Annotated in this window: 16 protein-coding genes; 6 read left to right on the top strand and 10 right to left on the bottom strand. The window is 74.2% G+C overall.

Annotation, left to right across the window (positions count from 1 at the left end):
- Nucleotides 1-57 precede the first annotated feature (57 nt).
- The gene (locus F8568_RS01125; protein ID WP_151590215.1) at nucleotides 58-1,539 is read right to left on the bottom strand and encodes an MFS transporter; all 1,482 of its coding nucleotides are present in this window, start codon (nucleotides 1,537-1,539) and stop codon (nucleotides 58-60) included.
- Between the two features lie 110 nt (nucleotides 1,540-1,649).
- Between F8568_RS01125 and F8568_RS01120 the strand changes: the two genes are divergently transcribed.
- The gene (locus F8568_RS01120) at nucleotides 1,650-2,384 is read left to right on the top strand and encodes a TetR/AcrR family transcriptional regulator (RefSeq protein ID WP_151590213.1); all 735 of its coding nucleotides are present in this window, start codon (nucleotides 1,650-1,652) and stop codon (nucleotides 2,382-2,384) included.
- Between the two features lie 36 nt (nucleotides 2,385-2,420).
- Here the strand turns inward: F8568_RS01120 and F8568_RS01115 are convergent, their stop codons facing one another.
- A complete protein-coding gene (locus F8568_RS01115) occupies nucleotides 2,421-2,840 on the bottom strand; it encodes a VOC family protein (RefSeq protein WP_236008232.1) in 420 nt (139 codons plus the stop codon).
- Nucleotides 2,840-3,715, bottom strand: coding sequence for a sigma-70 family RNA polymerase sigma factor (locus F8568_RS01110; protein WP_151590211.1), 876 nt, complete (start codon nucleotides 3,713-3,715; stop codon nucleotides 2,840-2,842). The genes F8568_RS01115 and F8568_RS01110 overlap by 1 nt, the downstream gene beginning before the upstream one ends.
- Nucleotides 3,716-3,843: 128 nt before the next feature.
- Here F8568_RS01110 and F8568_RS01105 point away from each other — a divergent pair, with 128 nt between their 5' ends.
- The 3 genes from F8568_RS01105 (at nucleotide 3,844) to F8568_RS01095 (ending at nucleotide 5,251) form a co-directional block, all read left to right on the top strand.
- Nucleotides 3,844-4,257, top strand: a complete 414-nt coding sequence (locus tag F8568_RS01105) for a VOC family protein (protein ID WP_151590209.1) — start codon at nucleotides 3,844-3,846, stop codon at nucleotides 4,255-4,257.
- A 78-nt stretch (nucleotides 4,258-4,335) separates the two neighbouring features.
- Nucleotides 4,336-4,728 carry a VOC family protein gene (locus F8568_RS01100; RefSeq protein ID WP_151590207.1) on the top strand — a complete coding sequence of 131 codons (393 nt, stop codon included), beginning with the start codon at nucleotides 4,336-4,338 and terminating at the stop codon, nucleotides 4,726-4,728.
- Between the two features lie 85 nt (nucleotides 4,729-4,813).
- Nucleotides 4,814-5,251, top strand: a complete 438-nt coding sequence (locus tag F8568_RS01095; protein WP_202124347.1) for a YdeI/OmpD-associated family protein — start codon at nucleotides 4,814-4,816, stop codon at nucleotides 5,249-5,251.
- Nucleotides 5,252-5,278: 27 nt separating this feature from the next.
- On the opposite strand, the gene F8568_RS01090 is transcribed toward F8568_RS01095, so the two are convergent.
- From F8568_RS01090 to F8568_RS01060, 7 genes are all read right to left on the bottom strand, one after another.
- Nucleotides 5,279-6,598 (bottom strand): hypothetical protein, encoded by a 1,320-nt coding sequence (locus tag F8568_RS01090; protein ID WP_151590204.1) that lies wholly within the window; start codon nucleotides 6,596-6,598, stop codon nucleotides 5,279-5,281.
- Nucleotides 6,595-7,209 (bottom strand): RNA polymerase sigma factor, encoded by a 615-nt coding sequence (locus F8568_RS01085; protein WP_151590202.1) that lies wholly within the window; start codon nucleotides 7,207-7,209, stop codon nucleotides 6,595-6,597. Before F8568_RS01085 ends, F8568_RS01090 begins: the two co-directional genes overlap by 4 nt.
- Before the next feature lie 152 nt (nucleotides 7,210-7,361).
- Nucleotides 7,362-8,573 (bottom strand): CU044_5270 family protein, encoded by a 1,212-nt coding sequence (locus tag F8568_RS01080; protein WP_151590200.1) that lies wholly within the window; start codon nucleotides 8,571-8,573, stop codon nucleotides 7,362-7,364.
- On the bottom strand, nucleotides 8,570-9,139 hold the full coding sequence (locus tag F8568_RS01075; RefSeq protein WP_236008230.1) for an RNA polymerase sigma factor: 570 nt from the start codon (nucleotides 9,137-9,139) through the stop codon (nucleotides 8,570-8,572). Before F8568_RS01075 ends, F8568_RS01080 begins: the two co-directional genes overlap by 4 nt.
- A 77-nt stretch (nucleotides 9,140-9,216) precedes the next feature.
- The gene (locus F8568_RS01070; RefSeq protein WP_151590198.1) at nucleotides 9,217-10,422 is read right to left on the bottom strand and encodes a hypothetical protein; all 1,206 of its coding nucleotides are present in this window, start codon (nucleotides 10,420-10,422) and stop codon (nucleotides 9,217-9,219) included.
- Nucleotides 10,415-11,026 (bottom strand): RNA polymerase sigma factor, encoded by a 612-nt coding sequence (locus F8568_RS01065; protein WP_151590196.1) that lies wholly within the window; start codon nucleotides 11,024-11,026, stop codon nucleotides 10,415-10,417. The genes F8568_RS01070 and F8568_RS01065 overlap by 8 nt, the downstream gene beginning before the upstream one ends.
- Before the next feature lie 74 nt (nucleotides 11,027-11,100).
- Complete coding sequence (locus F8568_RS01060; protein WP_151590194.1) at nucleotides 11,101-14,487, bottom strand: S8 family serine peptidase; 3,387 nt, start codon at nucleotides 14,485-14,487, stop codon at nucleotides 11,101-11,103.
- 302 nt (nucleotides 14,488-14,789) lie between these two features.
- Here F8568_RS01060 and dnaK point away from each other — a divergent pair, with 302 nt between their 5' ends.
- Together dnaK and grpE are read left to right on the top strand one after the other, a co-directional pair.
- A complete protein-coding gene (gene dnaK, locus F8568_RS01055) occupies nucleotides 14,790-16,649 on the top strand; it encodes a molecular chaperone DnaK (RefSeq protein ID WP_151590192.1) in 1,860 nt (619 codons plus the stop codon).
- A 148-nt stretch (nucleotides 16,650-16,797) separates the two neighbouring features.
- Nucleotides 16,798-17,421 carry a nucleotide exchange factor GrpE gene (gene grpE / locus F8568_RS01050; protein WP_151590190.1) on the top strand — a complete coding sequence of 208 codons (624 nt, stop codon included), beginning with the start codon at nucleotides 16,798-16,800 and terminating at the stop codon, nucleotides 17,419-17,421.
- Nucleotides 17,422-17,519 lie beyond the last annotated feature (98 nt).

Here is a 17,519-nt window from a genome sequence, read left to right as displayed (position 1 = left end):
GGCGTGTCGTGGTTATGAGCACGGCGATAACCACGACACGCCACAACTCAACGGAGGTCACGCGGGGGCGGGGGCGGGGCGGGGGACGCTGGGCAGGACGGCCGCGGCGAACAGGGCGGCGGCGAGGGTGGCGCCGCATCCGGCGAGCGACCCGATGGACACCGCGTGGACGAACGCGTCGCGGGCCTGGTGCGCGAGCGCGGAGTCGCCGAGCGCGAGGGCCTCGCCGAGCGAGTGCTTCGCGGCGGCGGGCGCGCCGTCCGGCAGGGCGCGGGCGTAGACGGCGGAGATGACGCTGCCGAGGACGGCGACGCCGAGCGCGTTGCCGAGCTCCTGGCCGGCGTCGTTCACCGCGGACCCGACGCCGGCCTCCTCGGCGGGGACGGCCGCCATCAGCAGGTTGTAGGCGGGCGGGGAGCCGAGGCCCATGCCGAACCCGATGACGACGAGCCCGGTGATGATCGGGGCGAAGCCGTCGCCGGGGCCTTCGAGGGCGAGGGCGCCGAACCCGGCGGCGATGACGAGCAGGCCGGCGACGAGGGCGGGGCGCCCGCCGAGGCGCGCTTCGAGGGCGGCGCCGAGGCCGTTGCCCGCCGCCGCGGCGACCGCGCAGGGCAGCAGCGCGAGCCCGGCCTTGAGGGGCCCGTAGCCGAGGACGAGTTGGAGCGTCTGGGTGAGGGCGAACAGCGTCCCGGCGAGGACGAACCCGAGGATCGCGATGACGGCGGCGGAACCGGAGAAGGCGCGCTGCCGCAGCAGGGCGAGGTCGAGCATCGGCTCGGGGTTGCGGCGCTGCCAGGCGGCGAACGCGGTCAGGGCGGCGGCGCCGAGCGCGAGCCCGGTGAGGGTGCGGGCGCCGGTCCAGCCGTGGTCGGGCGCGGAGATGATCGCCCACACGAGCGAGGCCATGCCGATGGTGGACAGCACCGAGCCGAGGACGTCGGGGCGGCGGCGCGGCCCGCGCGACTCGGGGACCAGGACGAGCAGGCCGACGACGGCGGCGACCGTGACGGGGACGTTCACCAGGAACACCGAGCCCCACCAGAAGTGCTCCAGCAGCACGCCGCCGAGCGCGGGCCCGCCCGCGACGCCGATCATGGACGCGGCGCCCCAGATGGCGAACGCCTTGGCGCGCTCGTCCGGGCCGAACACCTGCGCCATGATCGACAGGGTGCCGGGCATCAGGAAGGCGCCGCCGACGCCCATCACGGCGCGCATGGCGATCAGCTCGCCGGGGTTCGCGGCGAACGCGCCGAGCAGCGACCCGCCGCCGAACAGCGCGAACCCGATGAGCATGGCGCGGCGGCGGCCGAACCGGTCGCCGAGGCCGCCCGCGGCGAGCAGCAGGCCGGCGAAGACCAGCGAGTAGGCGTCGATCGTCCACTGGACGTCGGACATGGTCGCGTGCAGGTCCTTGAGCAGCGACGGGATCGCGACGTTGAGGATCGTGTTGTCGACGGTGACGGCCAGCAGGCTCAGGCACAGGACGCCGAGGATCTGCCAGCGCCGGGGGTGCGGCGGCGGGGCGGCTGCGTTCACGGGAGGACTCCTCGTACAGTGTTCGAGCTGACTCGCACACTGTACGACGCAACTCGCACACTGTTCAAGTAGTCTGGGGGAAACCGAGTCGAGCCCCGAGGAGGACCTGGATGGCGAAGCCGGCCAACAAGGCGGACGGCAAGAAGCCGCCGGAGTCGGTGTGGGTGCGCCCGCCGCGCGCCAGGCGCGAGCAGCCGACGCTCACCCGCGACCAGATCGTCGACGCGGCGCTGGAGCTGCTCGACGCCGAGGGCCTGGACGGGCTCAGCATGCGGCGGCTCGGCACCCGGCTGAACTCCGGCGCGACGTCCGTCTACTGGCACGTCGCGAACAAGGACGAGCTGCTGGAGCTCGCCCTCGACCGGGTGATGGGCGAGGTCCGGGTGCCCGGCCCGGACGCCGGCGGATGGCGCGCCGCCGTCGCCGGCTACGCCCGTGACCTGCGCGCGATGATCCACCGGCACCCCTGGACGGTGCCGCTGTTCGGCGCCCAGCCGATGATCGGCCCGAACGCCACCCGCGTCCTCGACGAGGTGATCGGCGCCTTCGACGGCGCCGCCCTCACCGGCACGGCCCTGGACAACGCGATGTCGCTGATCGCCGACTACGTCATCGGCGCGGCCGGCAGCGAGGCGAGCTGGCAGAGCGCCCACGACGCCGGGGCCGGCGAGGACTGGCTGCAGACCCTCGGCCCCTACCTCGCCGAGATCGCCGAACGCCATCCCCGGCTCACCGCGCACATCAAGGAGGTCTGGGCCCAGGACACCGCCGACGTGGTGGAGCAGCGGTTCGACTACGGCCTGTCCTGCGTGCTGGACGGCATCGAAGCCCGCATCGCCCGCTGAGCCGCGGTGTGCCGCCTGGGTCACCGTATGGCTGGGTCAGCGTGTGGTCTGGGTGAACCGGAGGAGGTTTCCCGAGGGGTCGAGGAAGGCGCAGTCGCGGACGCCCGGACGGTCGATCGGTTCCTGCATCACTTCGGCGCCCGCGGCTTCCAGGCGCTCGAAGACGGCGTCGCAGTCGTCGGTCGCGAAGACGAGGCGGCGCACGATGTCGTCCGCGACCGTCCGGCGCTCGGCCGAGGGGCACGCGGGGAGCGGCACGAGGAGGATCCGCATGTCCGGCTGCTGCGGCGGTACGACGGCCCGGCCCGGCTCCTCCGCGATGGTGGCGTCGGCCTCGAAGCCGAGCACATCCCGGTAGAAGCGGAGGGCCTGGTCGAGATCGTCGACGGCCAGGGCGCAGGAGGACAGCCGCAGGCCCATGCCCGTGGCACGCGCCGCCGGAGCGCCGTTGCCCATCACGGCTCCTGCGAGTGGGAGGGCAGGAGGATGACGTCGAGGGCGAGGAGCCGCGCGGGGTCGGTGTCGACGGCGATACGCGTGATCCGGCCGTCGTGGACGGTGAAGGCGATGACGGCCCTGATCGCGCCGAGGCGGGTCCAGACGGCCGCCGGCTCGCCGTCCACGAGGGCGAGGCGGGCGGCCTGGGCCCGGCCGGTGAAGAAGGCCGCCACGGCTTCGGCGCCGTGCAGATCGCCGACGGCCACCGCGTCGGGATCGAGGAGGTCGAGCAGGGCGTTGAAGTCGCCGTCGCGCGCCGCCGCGAGGAACGCCGAGACGATCTCGCGTTTCGCCGACCGCGCGGCGCCGGACGCCTCGGCGGCGCCCCGCACACGGCGCCGTGCCCGGCTGGCGAGCTGCCGGGCCGCCGCCGGCGACCGGTCGATGATGCGGCCGATCTCCTCGAACGGCACGGCGAAGACGTCGTGCAGGACGAACGCGAGCCGCTCGGCGGGCGCCAGCGTGTCCAGCACCACCATCAGCGCGACGCCTACCGAGTCGGTGAGCAGCGCCTCGTCTTCGGGATCACCCCGGCCGGGGGCCGGGGCGACGCCCGTATGAGCCGTCCCCGGCTCGGGCGGCAGCGCCCCGACGGCCTCCTCACGCCTGCTCCGCCGCGCCTCCAGCATGTTCAGGCACACCCGGGCGACGACGGTGGTCAGCCATCCGCCGGGGTTCTCCACGTGACCGGTCTCGGCGCGGCCGACCCGAGCCCACGCCTCCTGCACCGCGTCCTCGGCCTCGCTCCGCGAGCCCAGCATGCGGTACGCCACCGCCTGCAAGTGCTTCTGGTACTCGGCGAACCGCGCGGTGAGCCAGTCCTGCTCGGTCATCGGTCACACTCCCCCGGGAACTCCTGTCATACGAAGTGACCGGCGCGCTCGCGTCGATGTGACACCAGGGCCCCGATCGCGCCCTGCCCGCCGCATCCAGCGGGTCACCCGAACATGAAGGAGAAACTATGAAGGCCCACGTCAGCTCCATCCTCCTCGGCGTCCGCGACATGGACCGCGCCAAGCGGTTCTACACCGGCGGACTGGGCTGGACGATCAAGAACGACTGGGGCGTCTCGGTGTTCTTCGACTCCGACGGCGCCTCGCCCGTCGGCTTCTACAACCGGGAGGGCCTGGCCGACCAGGTCGGCACCAGCCCCGACGGCAGCGGCTTCGGCGGCGTGGTCCTCACCTACGTCGTCCGCAGCCAGGAGAGGGTCGACGAGGTTTTGGCGGAGGCCGAGAAGGCCGGCGCCACGGTCCTCAAGCCCGCTGGTCCCCTGCCGTGGGGCGGCTACGGCGCCACCTTCGCCGACCCCGACGGCTACATCTGGAGCCTCGGCTACAGCGATCAGGGCGAGGACCAGCCGTACGCCGAGTAACGCACGCGGTCGTCCAGGTGTTCCGGACACCGGCCCGGGCACCCCATGACACCGCTGGGCACCTGTGAGGAGAACGCCATGTCACCGCAGATGAGCGCTGTCATGCTCGGCGTCGATGATCTGGACCGCGCCAAGCGGTTCTACGCCGAAGGGCTGGGGTGCGAGATCGACAAGGACACCCGCCATTTCGTCTCGTTCCACCTCGGGGAGGGGGCCCCGCAGCTCGCCCTCTACGAGTGGGACGCCGCAGCCAAGGACGCCGGCGTTCCGCCGGAGGGATCCGGGTTCCGCGGGGCCTCGTTCCACCTGAACCCCGACTCGCGGGACGCCGTGGACGAGACGATCAGCAAGGCCGTCGCGGCCGGCGGCACCGTGGTCAGGGAAGCGGCCCCCGCCAAGTGGGGCGGCTACTACGGCTACTTCGCCGACCCCGACGGGTACCTGTGGAAGGTCACGACCTACGGCTCGTGACCGCCCGCCCGGCCGCGTGGGGCCCGGCCATCAGACCGGGGCCCACGCGGCCGTGGCGATCCGGAGCAGCAGAAAGGGGACGATCGTGAAGTTCCGCACCGTGGTCGAGCCTCCGGAGCCCATGCGGGGGCTGGAGGTCCCCGCCGAGGTCGTCGAGGAACTCGGCGGAGGCGCCCGGCCGAGGGTGGCGATCACCCTCAACGGGCACTCGTGGCACAGCAGGGTCGCCATCATGCGCGGCCGCCACCTGCTCGGTCTCAGCAACGCCAACCGGACGGCCGCGGGTGTCACCGTCGGCGACGAGGTCGAGGTGGAGGTGGTACTCGACACCGAGCCGCCCGCCCTCGCCGAACCCGCGGACCTCGCCCGCGCTCTGGACGCCGACCCGGCGGCCCGGGCCGGCTTCGACCGCCTGTCGCACAGCCGGCGGCGCCGCCACATCCTCGCGGTGGAGGGCGCGAAGAAGCCGGAAACGCGGGCACGCCGCATCGACCAGGTCCTCTCGGCACTGCGAGCTCTTTAGGGGCGGCACGCCGTGCCTCGACGGTGGTCAGAAGGGGAGCTTGGCGGGCGGCTTCGGCTTGGCGTCGGTCCAGCCGGACGACCGCACCAGCCAGTAGTTGATCACGAAGCCGGGCGGCTGCGACCGGTAGGCGCCGCCCGGCCTGTCCAGCACGTCCCGGCTGCCGAGCAACTCACCCGTCGCGGGGTCGAACATGATCTCCTCGTGGGAGGTGTAGGAGCCCTGCTCGGCGGCGGGAGCGCCGAACTCGCCGGTGACCTCGGTGGTGGTGTCGGCGGCGGCCAGCGCGGTGCCCTTGCGGCCGAGCGGGTCCGTCACCGGCCCGATCGCCCGGACTCCGGGCTGCGCGGCGAGGGCGCGCATCAGCCCGGCCCGCACCGCCGGCGGGAGCGGCAGTTCCATCATCACCTCCTCGGCGTCCATCACCTTGGCGCGCGAGCCGTGCGGGTCCTCCCGCTGAGCCTGCTCGGCCTTCTCGAGGTCGTTCTGGAGCGACTGGATGGCCGCGGCGCGCGCGGCCCGCGCGTTCGGATCCGCCGGCACCGGCTCCCGCTGCTTCTGCGCCAGGGTCCGCTCGATCCGCCGCGGATCGGGCCCGGACGCGCCCTTCAGGAACCGCGCGGTGAGGCTCGCGGGGTCGGTCGGCAGGTTCTGCAGGTCGTCGACGGTCAGGCCGGCGTCCCCGTCGCCGAGCCACCGGCCGCCGCCCTGCGCGTCCGGCCGGTCCGCGTCCCATTTCGAGACGTGCCGGTCGTAGGTGTAGTAGTGGTCGTTCGACCACACGCGGAACGCCGACGGGGACCCGGCCCTTCGCCAGAGCGCCTCGTCCTTCGGGGTCAGCGGGCGCGCGGGGATGTCCCGCCCGAAGAACGCCTCGCCCATGCCCTTCCGCGCGCCCGACCACTGGAAGAACTCGCTGTGCGCGCCGACGACCGCGTACGCGCCGGTCTTCGGCCGCACGATGTACGACTGGCCGCTGACCTGGTCGGTGTACCAGTACTTCCCCGTCGGCATCAGCGCGGCCTTCGCCGCCGCCGCGAGGACGGCCTGCTTGTTCAGGTCGACCTTCTCCGGCGGCGTCGCCGTGCCCCGGGCGCCCGGCGAACCGGACGTCCCCGGCCCGGTGACCGCGATCGCGACGGCCGCCGCCGCGCCCGCCGCCACCAGGCCCGCGCCGAGCCCGAGCGGCCGGGCGAACCACGGCCGGCCCGCACGGGACGTCCGGGACCGGCCGCCCGACATCTCGTCCGCAAGCTTCGCGAACGCCTTCGCGGACGCCTCGGGCGACGGCTCCGGCGGTTCGGCCAGCAGCCGCCGCACGCCGTCCATCTCGTCGATTCCCGTCATGCCGTCGCCTCCTCCGTGATCGAAGCCTTGAACTCCGCGCCGAGCGCCTCGCGCAGCCGGCGCCGGGCCCGGTGCAGCCGGGACGCGACCGTGCCCGTCTTCAGGCCGAGCGCCTGCCCGACCTCCTCGTAGGACAGGTCGGCCAGTGCCACCAGGAGCAGGACGTCCCGCTCCCCGCGCGGCAGCCGGGCCAGCGCGTCCGCGATGTCCGCGCCGGCGTCGCCGGCGGTGACGCGCGCCGCGACCAGGTCCTCGTGCCCGTCGTGGACGTTCTCGGCGGGCGTGCGGGCGAGCGCCCGGTACCGCCGGCCCTCGCTGCGCCGGTGCAGGCCGATCAGCCGGGTGACGATCCCGTACAGCCAGGGGCGGACCGTGCCGCGCTCGGGGTCGAAGCGGCCGCGCTTGCGGAACGCGACGAGGAAGGTCTCGGCGGCGATGTCGTCGGCCGCGTCGGGGCCGAGCCGGCGGGCCGCGTACCGGTGGATCTCGGCGAAGTGGCGGTGGAAGATCTCCGCGAACGCGTCCGGTTCTCGCCGCGAACGGACGATCACCTCGGCGTCGGAGCGTGGCCCGGCCGGGGCCTCGCGCTCCGGCGGGCGGTCGTGTGCCATGGACGAATCCTCGCTGTGGGGGGAGGGACGGAACACCCCGTTCTCAACCGATCCCCTCGAACGCCTTCGCCCTCCGCCCGGGACGGTCGGGCGGAGGGCGAGACGGGGGCGATCGCCATGGGACAACGGCAGCGCTCACCCCGGGCGGGGGGCTAGAAGGGAAGCTTCGCGGGCGGTTCCGGCTTCGCGTCGGTCCACTGCGCCGTGCGGGTCGCCGTGTAGCTGATGATGAACCCGGGCTTCATCTGCGCGTACTCGCCGCCCGGCCGGGTCAGGGTGTCCTGCACGGACAGCAGCGCGCCGGTCGCCTCGTCGAAGACGATCACCTCGCGGGAGCCGTACGTGCCGCGTTCGGCCGCCGGCCCGTCCGTGATCGTCGTGGTGCGCTCGGCGGAGGCCAGCGCGACGCCCCGGCGGCCCAGCGGGTCGGTGACGCGCCCGATCGCCTGGACGCCCGGCTGCGCGGCCAGCGCCCGCATCAGGCCCGCCCGCGCCTTCGGCGGCACCGGCGCGCCGCCGAGCAGCGACGCGACCCGCCAGAGCCCGGCGTCGGCGGCGTGCCCGGTGTCCGGGGCGCGCCCGCTCTTCGGGTCGGCGCCCGTGGCGGCACCCGCCTCGGCGCGGCTCAGGAACATCCGGGCGAGCTTCGCGGGGTCCGCCGGCAGCTTCCACAGCTCCTCGGCCGACATGCCGAGGAACTCCCCGCCGCCGCGCGGGTCGGCGCCCGCCTCCGGGCCGCTCGACCGCCACTTCGTGGCCCTGGTGGAGTACGTGGTGGTGCCGCCGTCGGTCCGGACGCGGAAGGTCGACGGCGCGCCCGCCTTGCGCCACAGCGCCTCGTCCCGCTCGGTCAGCGGGCGGGCGGGCAGGTCGCGCAGGTAGTACGCCTCGCCCATGCCGGACTTCGCGCCGTGCCAGCTGAACGACTCGCTCTGCGCGCCGGCGATCGCGTACGCGCCGGTTCTCGCCCGCATGATGTAGGACTGGCCGTCGAGCTGGTCGGTGTACCAGTACCTCCCCGTCGGCGCCTGCTCCGCCTTGGTGGCCGCGGCGAGCACCGCCTGCTTGTTCAGGTCGATGCTCCCGGACGCCCCGGGCCCGCCCGGCGCGCGCGACGATCCGGACGAGCCGACCGTCGCGACCGCCACGGCGGCCGCGGCCCCGGCCGCGACGACGCCGAGCAGCGTCCAGCGGACGGGACGTCCCACCCGCGCCCGTCCCCCGGCGGGCGCGGCGTCGGGGTCGGCCAGGAACGCGCGGCCGAGGTCGCGCTCACGGCGCGCGCGGGCCGCGGCCGGGTCCGCCGGCGGGTCGAGCTGCTCCGGCCGCGCGTCGGCCAGCGCTTTCATGACGTCGTGCTTCATCGGACGGCCTTCCTCTCGGCACTGACCAGGGACGGGGCGCGGGCGGGCGCGCCCGGGTCGGGCGCCCGCGACTCCGCGGTCAGCGCGCGCTCCAGCCGCCGCCGCGCCCGGTGCAGCCGCACGTAGAACGAGGCCTTCGAGCAGCGCAGGACCTTCGCCGCCTCGCCCGGCGCCAGCCCGTGCCAGGCCACGAGGGCGAGCAGCTCCCGGTCGTCGTCGGGCAGCGCGGCGAGCGCGCGCAGCATCCCGGCGCGCTCGGTCACCGCCTCCCCGACGTCGCCCGCGGGCGGCGCGCCGGCCGCCCAGGTGCGCAGCTCGCGGGCCAGCGCGTCCTGCCGGTCCCGCGCCCGGTACGACTCGCGCAGCAGGTTGCGGGCGATGCCGAGCAGCCACGGCAGCGGCTCGTCCGGCAGGTCGCGGACGCGCCGCCACGCGACGCAGAACGTCTCGCTGGTGATCTCTTCGGCGGCCTGCACGCCGACCCGGCTCACGGCGTAGGCGTGGACGCGCCGATGGTGCGCGTCGTACAGCGCCGTGAACCGGGCTGTGTCTTCGGGGTCCGACAAGGTCCGAGCCCTTCGTCCGGGGTTCCGTCACCCGGGTAGTGGTCCGGGGCCGCCGCTTCTTACCGGAGCGTCCCGGATCAGCGGACCGGGAACGGCAGCGAGGCGGGCGGTTTTGGCTTCGCGTCGGTCCACTGCGCCGAGCGGACGGCCGAGTAGTCGATGATGAAGCCCGGCTTCATCTGCGCGTACGGCCCGCCGGGCACGGTCAGCTGGTTCTGGCGGGCCAGCAGCGCACCGGTGCGCTCGTCGAAGACGATCACTTCGCGGGAGCGGTACGTGCCGCGCTGGTCGGCGGGCCCGCCGAACTCGCCGGTGACCTTCACCGCGCGCTCGTCGGCGGCGAGCGCGACCCCCCGGCGGCCCAGCGGGTCGGTGACCCGGCCGATCGCGTGGATGCCCGGCTGGGCGGTCAGCGCGCGGATCAGCCCGGCCCGGACCTTCGGCGGGACCGGCGCGTGCAGCAGCGACGCCACCCGGGCGATCTGCGGGACGGCCCACCCGCCGGGCGGCTCGACCGGCCGTCCCGCTTGCCGTCCCGCCTGCAGGCGCAGCGCCTTTCCCAGCCGCTCCGGAGTCAGGAACATCTCGGCGAGTTCGGCCGGGTCCGACGGCAGCTTCTGCAGGTCCTCGACCGACTCGCCGAGGAAGTCACCGCCGCCCCGGGCGTCCTCGCCGGCCTCGGGGCCGTCCGATCGCCATCGCGCCGCCTTCGTCGCCTTCGTGGGGAAGGTGAGCCACTTGTCGGACGACCAGACCCGCAGCGTCGCCGGGGAACCGGCGCGCCGCCACGCCGCCTCGTCCTGCGGGGTGGCCGGCCTTGCCGGCAGGTCCCGGTCCGCGTACCCCTCGCCGGTCCCCTTCCGCGCCCCGGCCCAGCTGAACGACTCGGTGAGCGCACCGGTGATCGCGTACGTCCCGGTCTTCGCCCGGACGACGTAGGACTGGCCGAGGATGTGGTCGGACGACCAGTACTTGCCGGTCGGCACCAGTTCCGCCTTCGCCGCCGCCTGCAGCACCGCCTGCTCGTTCAGGTCGAGCACCCCCCGCCCGCCCGCGCCGGTGCGCGGTCCGCCGTCCGGCGTGCCGTGGCCGATCAGCGCGACGGCGACGGCCGCCGCGGCACCGGCGGCGACCACGCCCAGGCCGGCGCGGAACGGCCAGCCGAACCGGGCGCGGCGCACGGCGGGCTTCCCGTCCCACAGCGCGCGCGCCTCGGCGATCTCGCGGGCGGTCGGCGGGGCGGGCTCGCCGTAGGCCTCCCGGACGGTCCGCAGCTCATCCATGGTCGTCCTCCACATCGCGCATCGGGTTGGTCCCGCCGAGTGCTTCGCGCACCTTCTTCCTGGCCCGGCTGAGCCGGGAGCCGACCGTCCCGTACGGGACGCCGAGCGCCGCCGCGACCTCCTCGTGGCTGAGGTCGGCGAGCGCGACGAGCAGCAGCACGTCGCGCTCCCCCGCGGGCAGCGCCGCGATCGCGCCGGCCAGCCGGCCGCGCAGGCCCTGCGCGCTGACGCGGGCGTCCACCACATCGGCGTGGCCCTCCCCCGGGGCGTCGCCGGGGCCGAGCCGGGCGCGGGCCCGCAGGGCGCGCACCTCGCTGCGCCGGTGCTTGGCGATCAGGTTCGTCGCGATGCCGTACAGCCAGGTGCGGACGGCCGCCCGCGCGGGGTCGTAGCGGTCGCGGCGGCGGAACGCCTCCAGGAACGTCTGGGAGGCGACGTCGGACGCGGCGTCCGGGCCGAGCCGCTTGGCCGCGTAGCCGTGGATCTCGGCGAAGTGCGCGTCGAAGACCTCGCCGAACCGGTCCGGGTCGCGCAGGGACGGCCGCGGCGCGGCCGGGCCGAGCGGGGCCCGGGCCGGAGCCGCGGCGAGGGGTTCCCCTGTCATTTGGTGCCTTTCCGTCGCACGGATGGCGGTCACAGACGTATCACCCGGAACCCCCCGCCGCTTTCGCAGCCCGGCTACCGGACCCGGTAGGCGCGGATGATCCGCTGGTCGACGCCGCTGCCGCCCGCGTCGCCGGCGCTGACGCGCAGCGACACGGCCTGCCCCTGCACCGCCGCCGGGAGCGGGGCGCTGAACCGGCCGTGGCCGAGCGCCTTCACCGGGACGGCCTGCCAGGTCGCGCCGTCGTCCACCGACGTCCAGAACCGCAGCCCGGTGACCTTCGCCCGGCCCGCGCCCGCGACCCGCGCGACGCTGAACACGGCGGGCTCGCCCGACGGCTGGTTGCGCAGGTCGAGGCCGAGGTCGTAGTCGACGAGCAGCAGCGGCAGCATTGCGCTCGCGCTGCCGCGCGGCGTGGCCGAGCGGAACGTCCAGGCCGTCGAGGTGCGGACCGACACCGGCAGCGCCTTCGAGGCGTCGTTGTCGTAGGTCAGCCGGTAGTCCGCCGCCCCGGACGGGACGTCGAAGTCGCCGGACGGCCCGTCCGCGCCGCCGATCTTCGCACCGTTCGCGAAGAGCGCGAGCGTGCCGGTGACGCCGTCGATGCCGCAGTCGAACCCGTCGATCCTGGTCTGGACGTCGACCAGCTGGACGCGGACGTGGTCGCGCGTGCGGGCCGGCGGAGCCGGGGTGCAGTCGCTCAGCGCGACGCCCGACCCGGCCACCGGGCCGGGACGCACCGGCTGGCGGCCCCACGTGCGCGCGAGCCGCTGACCAGGCCGCAGCTCGGTGAACGGCAGCTCGTCGACCCACTGGCCGTCCCCGATCGCGGCGGGCGACGCCTCGTCCGCCCACAGCATGCCCTTGCCCGTCGACACGTAGTCGGTGCGGGCCGTCCCCGACTCGACCGGATCGCTGGCGTCGAGGCCGGCGAGCAGCAGCCCCTCGGGGGACGTGCCGTAGCGGTGCTCGACGATCCCCTTGCCGGTGTCGCCGTCGAAAGCCGCGAACCGCTGGTCGACGCGGGCCATCCGCGCCTTCTCGGCCGCGCCGACGACGTGCGACGGGTCCGCCGGGATCGCGTCACCGAGCGGGTGGATCAGGTCGTAGACCTCGCCGGGCGCGGTCAGCCGGTGGGCGGTGTAGGCGCGGAACGTCCCGGTCGTCGCGCCGCCCATCGGCTGCGCGTACACGGGCGCGACGGCCGGGTCGTCGGTGTAGACGCCCTCCGTCCACAGGCCCTGCCGGTCGCCGCGCACGACGGACGCGCTGGCCATCGACATCGTCGTCGACACGCCCTGGACGCTCGCGGTGACCGGTTTCGCCGCCGCCCCGTCCAGGGTCACGGTCATGTCGCGGTCGACGAGGACCTCCGGGGTCCCGGCGAGCGCCGAGCGCCAGGCGCCCTCCTTGAAGTCGTCCACGGTGCCGAGCACGCTGTAGCGGCCCTCCGGCACGCGGACCTTCGTCCCGTCGGGCGTCGCGTCGACCGCCTGCGCGAACAGCGCCCAGTCGGCCAGGTTCACCACTCCGGCATATCCGGAGAAGTCGGCCGGGTCGGTGCCGGGCAGCGGGTTCGCCTTCACGGTCAGCGTGTGCGCCGGCGGCTCGACGTAGAACGTCACCGAGGTGTGCACGGACGTCGTGCCGGTTCTCGCCGTCACCTCCGCGTCGTACAGTCCGGGATGCGCGGCCAGCTTCGCCGCGTCGACCGTCAGCGACGCCGACGCGCTCCCGCCCGCCGGGACGTCGACCCGGGTCGCGGACAGGCTCGCCGCGCCGGACACCTCGTCGCCCTTCCGGTCGACGACCCGCACGCTCAGCGCGGCCTGGGCGGCGCCGGCCAGGGACGTCCAGCCGAGCTTGGCCGACAGCGCCTTGTGCTGCGGGAACGCCGACGTGCCGAGGTCGACGACGCCCTGCGCGGGCAGCACCGAGCCCGTCGCAGCGGCGCCGGCGTCCAGCCGTCCCGCGCCGCGCTCGTAGAGGTCGCCGCCGGTCGCCGGGGCGGCCGTCCCGACCAGCGCCGCCTTGAGCTGCGCGGGCGTCCAGCGCGGATGCCGCGCGGCGAGCAGCGCCGCGGCGCCCGCGACGTGCGGGGTCGCCATCGACGTGCCCGACGCCCGCGTGTACAGCGGCCCGAGCGGCGTGCCCATCGCGGTGCCCTTCGCACGGGCCGCGACGATGTCGACGCCCGGCGCGACGATCTCCGGCTTGGCGGCGTGCCCGCCGGCGCGCGGGCCGCGGCTGGAGAAGTCCGCGAGCCGGTCCCGGCCGTCGACCGCGCCGACGGTGAGCGCCGCGTCCGCCGTGCCGGGCGACTCGACCGAGCCGATCGTGCCCTCGTTGCCGGCGGCGACGACGAACAGCGTGCCGTACTCGCCGCTCAGCCCGTTCAGCGCCTGCGACACCGGGTCCGTGCCGTCGCTCACGCCGCCGCCGAGGCTCATGCTGACGATCTTCGCGCGCGGCGCCGCCCACTGCATGCCCGCGATCACGGCGGAGTCGCTGCCGTACCCGTCGTCGCCGAGCACCTTGCCGACCAGCAGCTTCGCACCCGGCGCGACGCCCGTGCGGGCGCCGCCCGCCGCCGCGCCCGTCCCGGCGACCGTCGCGGCGACGTGCGTGCCGTGCCCGAACCGGTCGCCGGTGTCGGGCGAGCCGGAGAAGTCCTTCGTCTCCGCGATCCGGCCCTTCAGATCGGGGTGCGTCGCGTCCACGCCCGTGTCGAGGACGGCGACCGTCGCGCCCGCGCCCGTGTACCCGGCCTTCCACGCCTTCGGCGCGCCGATCTGCTCCAGGTTCCCGTCGAGTTTCGCAGCGGGCGCGGCGGGTGCGGCGGGCAGGGCCGACGCCTTGACCTTGCCGTCCAGCCAGACGTGCCGGATACCGCCCGTCGCCTTCAGCGACGGCCCCGCCATCGCGGCGAGCGACGACCCGAGCCGCCGCGCGTCCTTCTTCGGCTGCCGCGCCGCGACGGCCCCGATGCTCGGCAGCGCCACGCCCTGTCGCATCGTCCCGCCGGCGAGCGCCGACAGCGTCCGCGCCCCGGCGCCGCGCTGGACGATCAGCGGGAGGTCGGCGCTGCGGGCGTCGTCGTAGCCCGCGGCGATCAGGTCCGTGACGTCGAAAAGGCGGGGGTCGAGCACCGGGCCGACCAGCCGCGCGACGTCCAGCGGGGTGACCAGCACGTGCCCGTCCGGCCGGGTGACCGTGCGGAACAGGTGGTTGCCGCGGCCCGGCGCCGGGGTCACCGCGACCATGGGCGCGCGGCCCTTCGCCGTCCGGACCCGGACGACGTCGCCGGTCAGCAGCGTCACCTTCCAGGACCGTCCGGGCGCGAGCCCGCCCGCGGGCGCGGCCTGGGCGGGAGGCGGGGGGAGCACGGCGAGCGCTCCCGCCGCGAGCAGCGTGCCGAGCAGGGCGCCGGGCAGGGCCCGGCTCCAGCGTCTGTGCGTCATCGAGTCTCCTCTGCGAGGCCGTCCGGGAGGGGGACGGTCCTTAGTGATCACCCGGAGCGGGTGATCGCCTTCGCGAGGGAAGTCCCGGTGCGTCCCGACTTCTTACACCTCGGCGGGAACTGGAATAGGTGGCTCACACGTCCTGTTGAGGAGAGCGTCAGCAAAGTTGAGTCTGGCCGACTCAAGTCATTTGACAACGAGACGGCGGCCGGGCACTCTTGCGGACAGACAGACATCGACCGGCCGCACCCCGGGGGGCGACCGGGGCGCGATAACACCGGAAACGACGGAGGACGAGAGACATGGCACGTGCGGTCGGCATCGACCTCGGGACGACCAACTCGGTCGTCGCGATCCTGGAGGGCGGCGAGCCCACCGTCATCGCCAACGCGGAGGGGTCGCGGACCACGCCGTCCGTCGTCGCCTTCGCCAAGAACGGGGAGGTCCTGGTCGGCGAGGTCGCCAAGCGCCAGGCGGTGACCAACGTCGACCGGACGATCCGGTCGGTCAAGCGCGAGATGGGCACCGACTGGAAGACCAAGATCGACGACAAGGACTTCACCCCCCAGCAGATCAGCGCGTTCGTGCTGCAGAAGCTGAAGAGGGACGCCGAGTCCTACCTGGGCGAGACGGTCACCGACGCGGTCATCACCGTCCCGGCCTACTTCTCCGACCACCAGCGCCAGGCCACCAAGGAGGCCGGCCAGATCGCGGGGCTGAACGTCCTGCGCATCATCAACGAGCCGACCTCGGCCGCGCTGGCCTACCACCTGGAGAAGGAGAACGAGGCCACCATCCTGGTGTTCGACCTCGGCGGCGGCACGTTCGACGTGTCCCTGCTGGAGGTCGGCGACGGGGTCGTCGAGGTCAAGGCCACCTCCGGTGACAACCACCTCGGCGGCGACGACTGGGACAACAAGGTCGTCGACTGGCTGGTGGAGAAGTTCAAGAACGCCAACGGCGTCGACCTGTCCAAGGACAAGATGGCGCTGCAGCGGCTCCGCGAGGCCGCGGAGAAGGCGAAGATCGAGCTGTCCGGCTCGTCCGAGACGCAGATCAACCTGCCTTACATCACCGCCTCCGCCGAGGGCCCGCTGCACCTGGACGAGAAGCTCACCCGGGCCGAGTTCCAGCGGATGACCTCCGACCTGCTCGACCGGACCAAGGCGCCGTTCAACTCGGTGCTCAAGGACGCCGGCATCACCGTCGGCGACATCGACCAGGTCGTCCTGGTCGGCGGCTCCACCCGGATGCCCGCGGTGTCCGAGCTGGTCAAGGAGCTGACCGGGGGCAAGGAGCCGAACAAGGGCGTCAACCCCGACGAGGTCGTCGCGATCGGCGCCAGCCTCCAGGCCGGCGTGCTCAAGGGCGAGGTCAAGGACGTCCTGCTGCTGGACGTGACCCCGCTGAGCCTCGGCATCGAGACCAAGGGCGGCATCTTCACCAAGATCATCGAGCGGAACACCACGATCCCGACCAAGCGGTCGGAGACGTTCACCACCGCCGACGACAACCAGCCGTCCGTGGAGATCCAGGTCTACCAGGGCGAGCGCGAGATCGCCGCGTACAACAAGAAGCTCGGCACCTTCCAGCTGACCGGCCTGCCGCCGGCGCCGCGCGGCGTCCCGCAGATCGAGGTCACCTTCGACATCGACGCCAACGGCATCGTCAACGTCAGCGCGAAGGACCAGGGCACGGGTCGCGAGCAGTCGATGGTCATCACGGGCGGCAGCGCGCTGCCCAAGGAGGACATCGAGAAGATGATGCGCGACGCCGAGAACTACGCCGAGGAGGACCGCAAGCGCAAGGAGGAGGCCGAGGTCCGCAACCAGGCCGACACCCTCGCGTACTCGACCGAGAAGTTCCTGCGGGAGAACGACGAGAAGGTCCCCGCGGAGCTGAAGACCGAGGTCAACGACGCGATCGCCGAGGTGAAGAAGGCCCTGGAGGGCACCGACGTCGACGCGATCAAGGGCAGCGCCGAGAAGCTCGCGCAGGTCTCCCAGAAGATGGGCGCGGCGATGTACGCGCAGAACCCCGAGGGCGCCCAGCCGGGCGCCGAGGACGCCGGCCCGACGGCCGACGCCCAGGGCGCGCAGGACGACGAGGTCGTCGACGCCGAGATCGTGGACGACGACAAGCCGAAGGAGGAGGGCCGATGACCGCAGCGAAGCGAGGATCTTCGGCGCTCCCCCTCGGGGGTCTGGGGGTCGCCCCCCAGAAGGAACGGCCGATGACCGCAGCGAAGCGAGGATCTTCGGCCCTCCCCCTCGGGGGTCTGGCGGTCGCCCCCCAGAAGGGCGGTGCCTCGTGACGTCCTCTCCCCGTGAGGGCGAGGAGAAGGAGGGCCCGGTGATCCGCGACAAGCGGCGCATCGACCCGAAGACGGGCAAGCTCCGGGAGCCGGCGGAGGCGCCGGCCCCGGAGGCCCCGGCCGCGGGCGACACCGGCGGATCCGATGCGGAGGTCTCCTCGCTGAAGACGCAGCTGGACGAGCGGCTGGCCGACCTCCAGCGGCTCAAGGCCGAGTACGACAACTACCGCAAGCGGGTCGAGCGGGACCGGGTCGCGGTCCGCGAGCAGGCCCTCGGGCAGGTGCTGTCCGAGCTGCTCCCGGTGCTGGACGACATCGGCCGCGCCCGGGACCACGAGGAGCTCACCGGCGGGTTCAAGTCCGTCGCGGAGAGCCTCGAGGCGGTCACCGGCAAGCTCGGCCTGGAGAAGTTCGGCGAGAAGTCCGAGCCGTTCGACCCGGTCGTGCACGAGGCGCTCATGCACTCGTACTCGGCGGACGTGACCGAGACGAGCGTGGTGGACGTCCTGCAGCCCGGCTACCGGATCGGGGAGCGGGTCCTGCGGCCCGCCCGGGTCGCGGTGGCCGAGCCCGACCCGAACGCCGGCGCCGACGACGAGAGCGGCGACGAGGGCGAGTGATCGACCGGTGGGCCCGTCCCGTCTCGCAGACGGGACGGGACGGGCCCGGCGGCGCAGGTGAAGACAAGACGCAAGTGGCGATAGCAGAGAGCGGGGCG

The organism is Actinomadura physcomitrii (assembly GCF_008923205.2).
GTDB lineage: Bacteria > Actinomycetota > Actinomycetes > Streptosporangiales > Streptosporangiaceae > Spirillospora > Spirillospora physcomitrii.
The sequence above is the reverse complement of the archived record's forward strand: the minus strand, read 5'-3'. Positions and strand labels throughout refer to the sequence as shown.

Bases quoted from the DNA above. Each gene is read 5' to 3' on its own strand.
- F8568_RS01100 (WP_151590207.1), top strand. From the start codon at position 4,336: ATGTCACCGCAGATGAGCGCTGTCATGCTCGGCGTCGATGATCTGGAC.
- F8568_RS01085 (WP_151590202.1), bottom strand. From the start codon at position 7,209: ATGGCACACGACCGCCCGCCGGAGCGCGAGGCCCCGGCCGGGCCACGC.
- F8568_RS01105 (WP_151590209.1), top strand. From the start codon at position 3,844: ATGAAGGCCCACGTCAGCTCCATCCTCCTCGGCGTCCGCGACATGGAC.
- F8568_RS01110 (WP_151590211.1), bottom strand. From the start codon at position 3,715: ATGACCGAGCAGGACTGGCTCACCGCGCGGTTCGCCGAGTACCAGAAG.
- F8568_RS01060 (WP_151590194.1), bottom strand. From the start codon at position 14,487: ATGACGCACAGACGCTGGAGCCGGGCCCTGCCCGGCGCCCTGCTCGGC.
- dnaK (WP_151590192.1), top strand. From the start codon at position 14,790: ATGGCACGTGCGGTCGGCATCGACCTCGGGACGACCAACTCGGTCGTC.
- F8568_RS01115 (WP_236008232.1), bottom strand. From the start codon at position 2,840: ATGGGCAACGGCGCTCCGGCGGCGCGTGCCACGGGCATGGGCCTGCGG.
- F8568_RS01120 (WP_151590213.1), top strand. From the start codon at position 1,650: ATGGCGAAGCCGGCCAACAAGGCGGACGGCAAGAAGCCGCCGGAGTCG.
- F8568_RS01090 (WP_151590204.1), bottom strand. From the start codon at position 6,598: ATGACGGGAATCGACGAGATGGACGGCGTGCGGCGGCTGCTGGCCGAA.
- F8568_RS01070 (WP_151590198.1), bottom strand. From the start codon at position 10,422: ATGGATGAGCTGCGGACCGTCCGGGAGGCCTACGGCGAGCCCGCCCCG.
- F8568_RS01080 (WP_151590200.1), bottom strand. From the start codon at position 8,573: ATGAAGCACGACGTCATGAAAGCGCTGGCCGACGCGCGGCCGGAGCAG.
- F8568_RS01065 (WP_151590196.1), bottom strand. From the start codon at position 11,026: ATGACAGGGGAACCCCTCGCCGCGGCTCCGGCCCGGGCCCCGCTCGGC.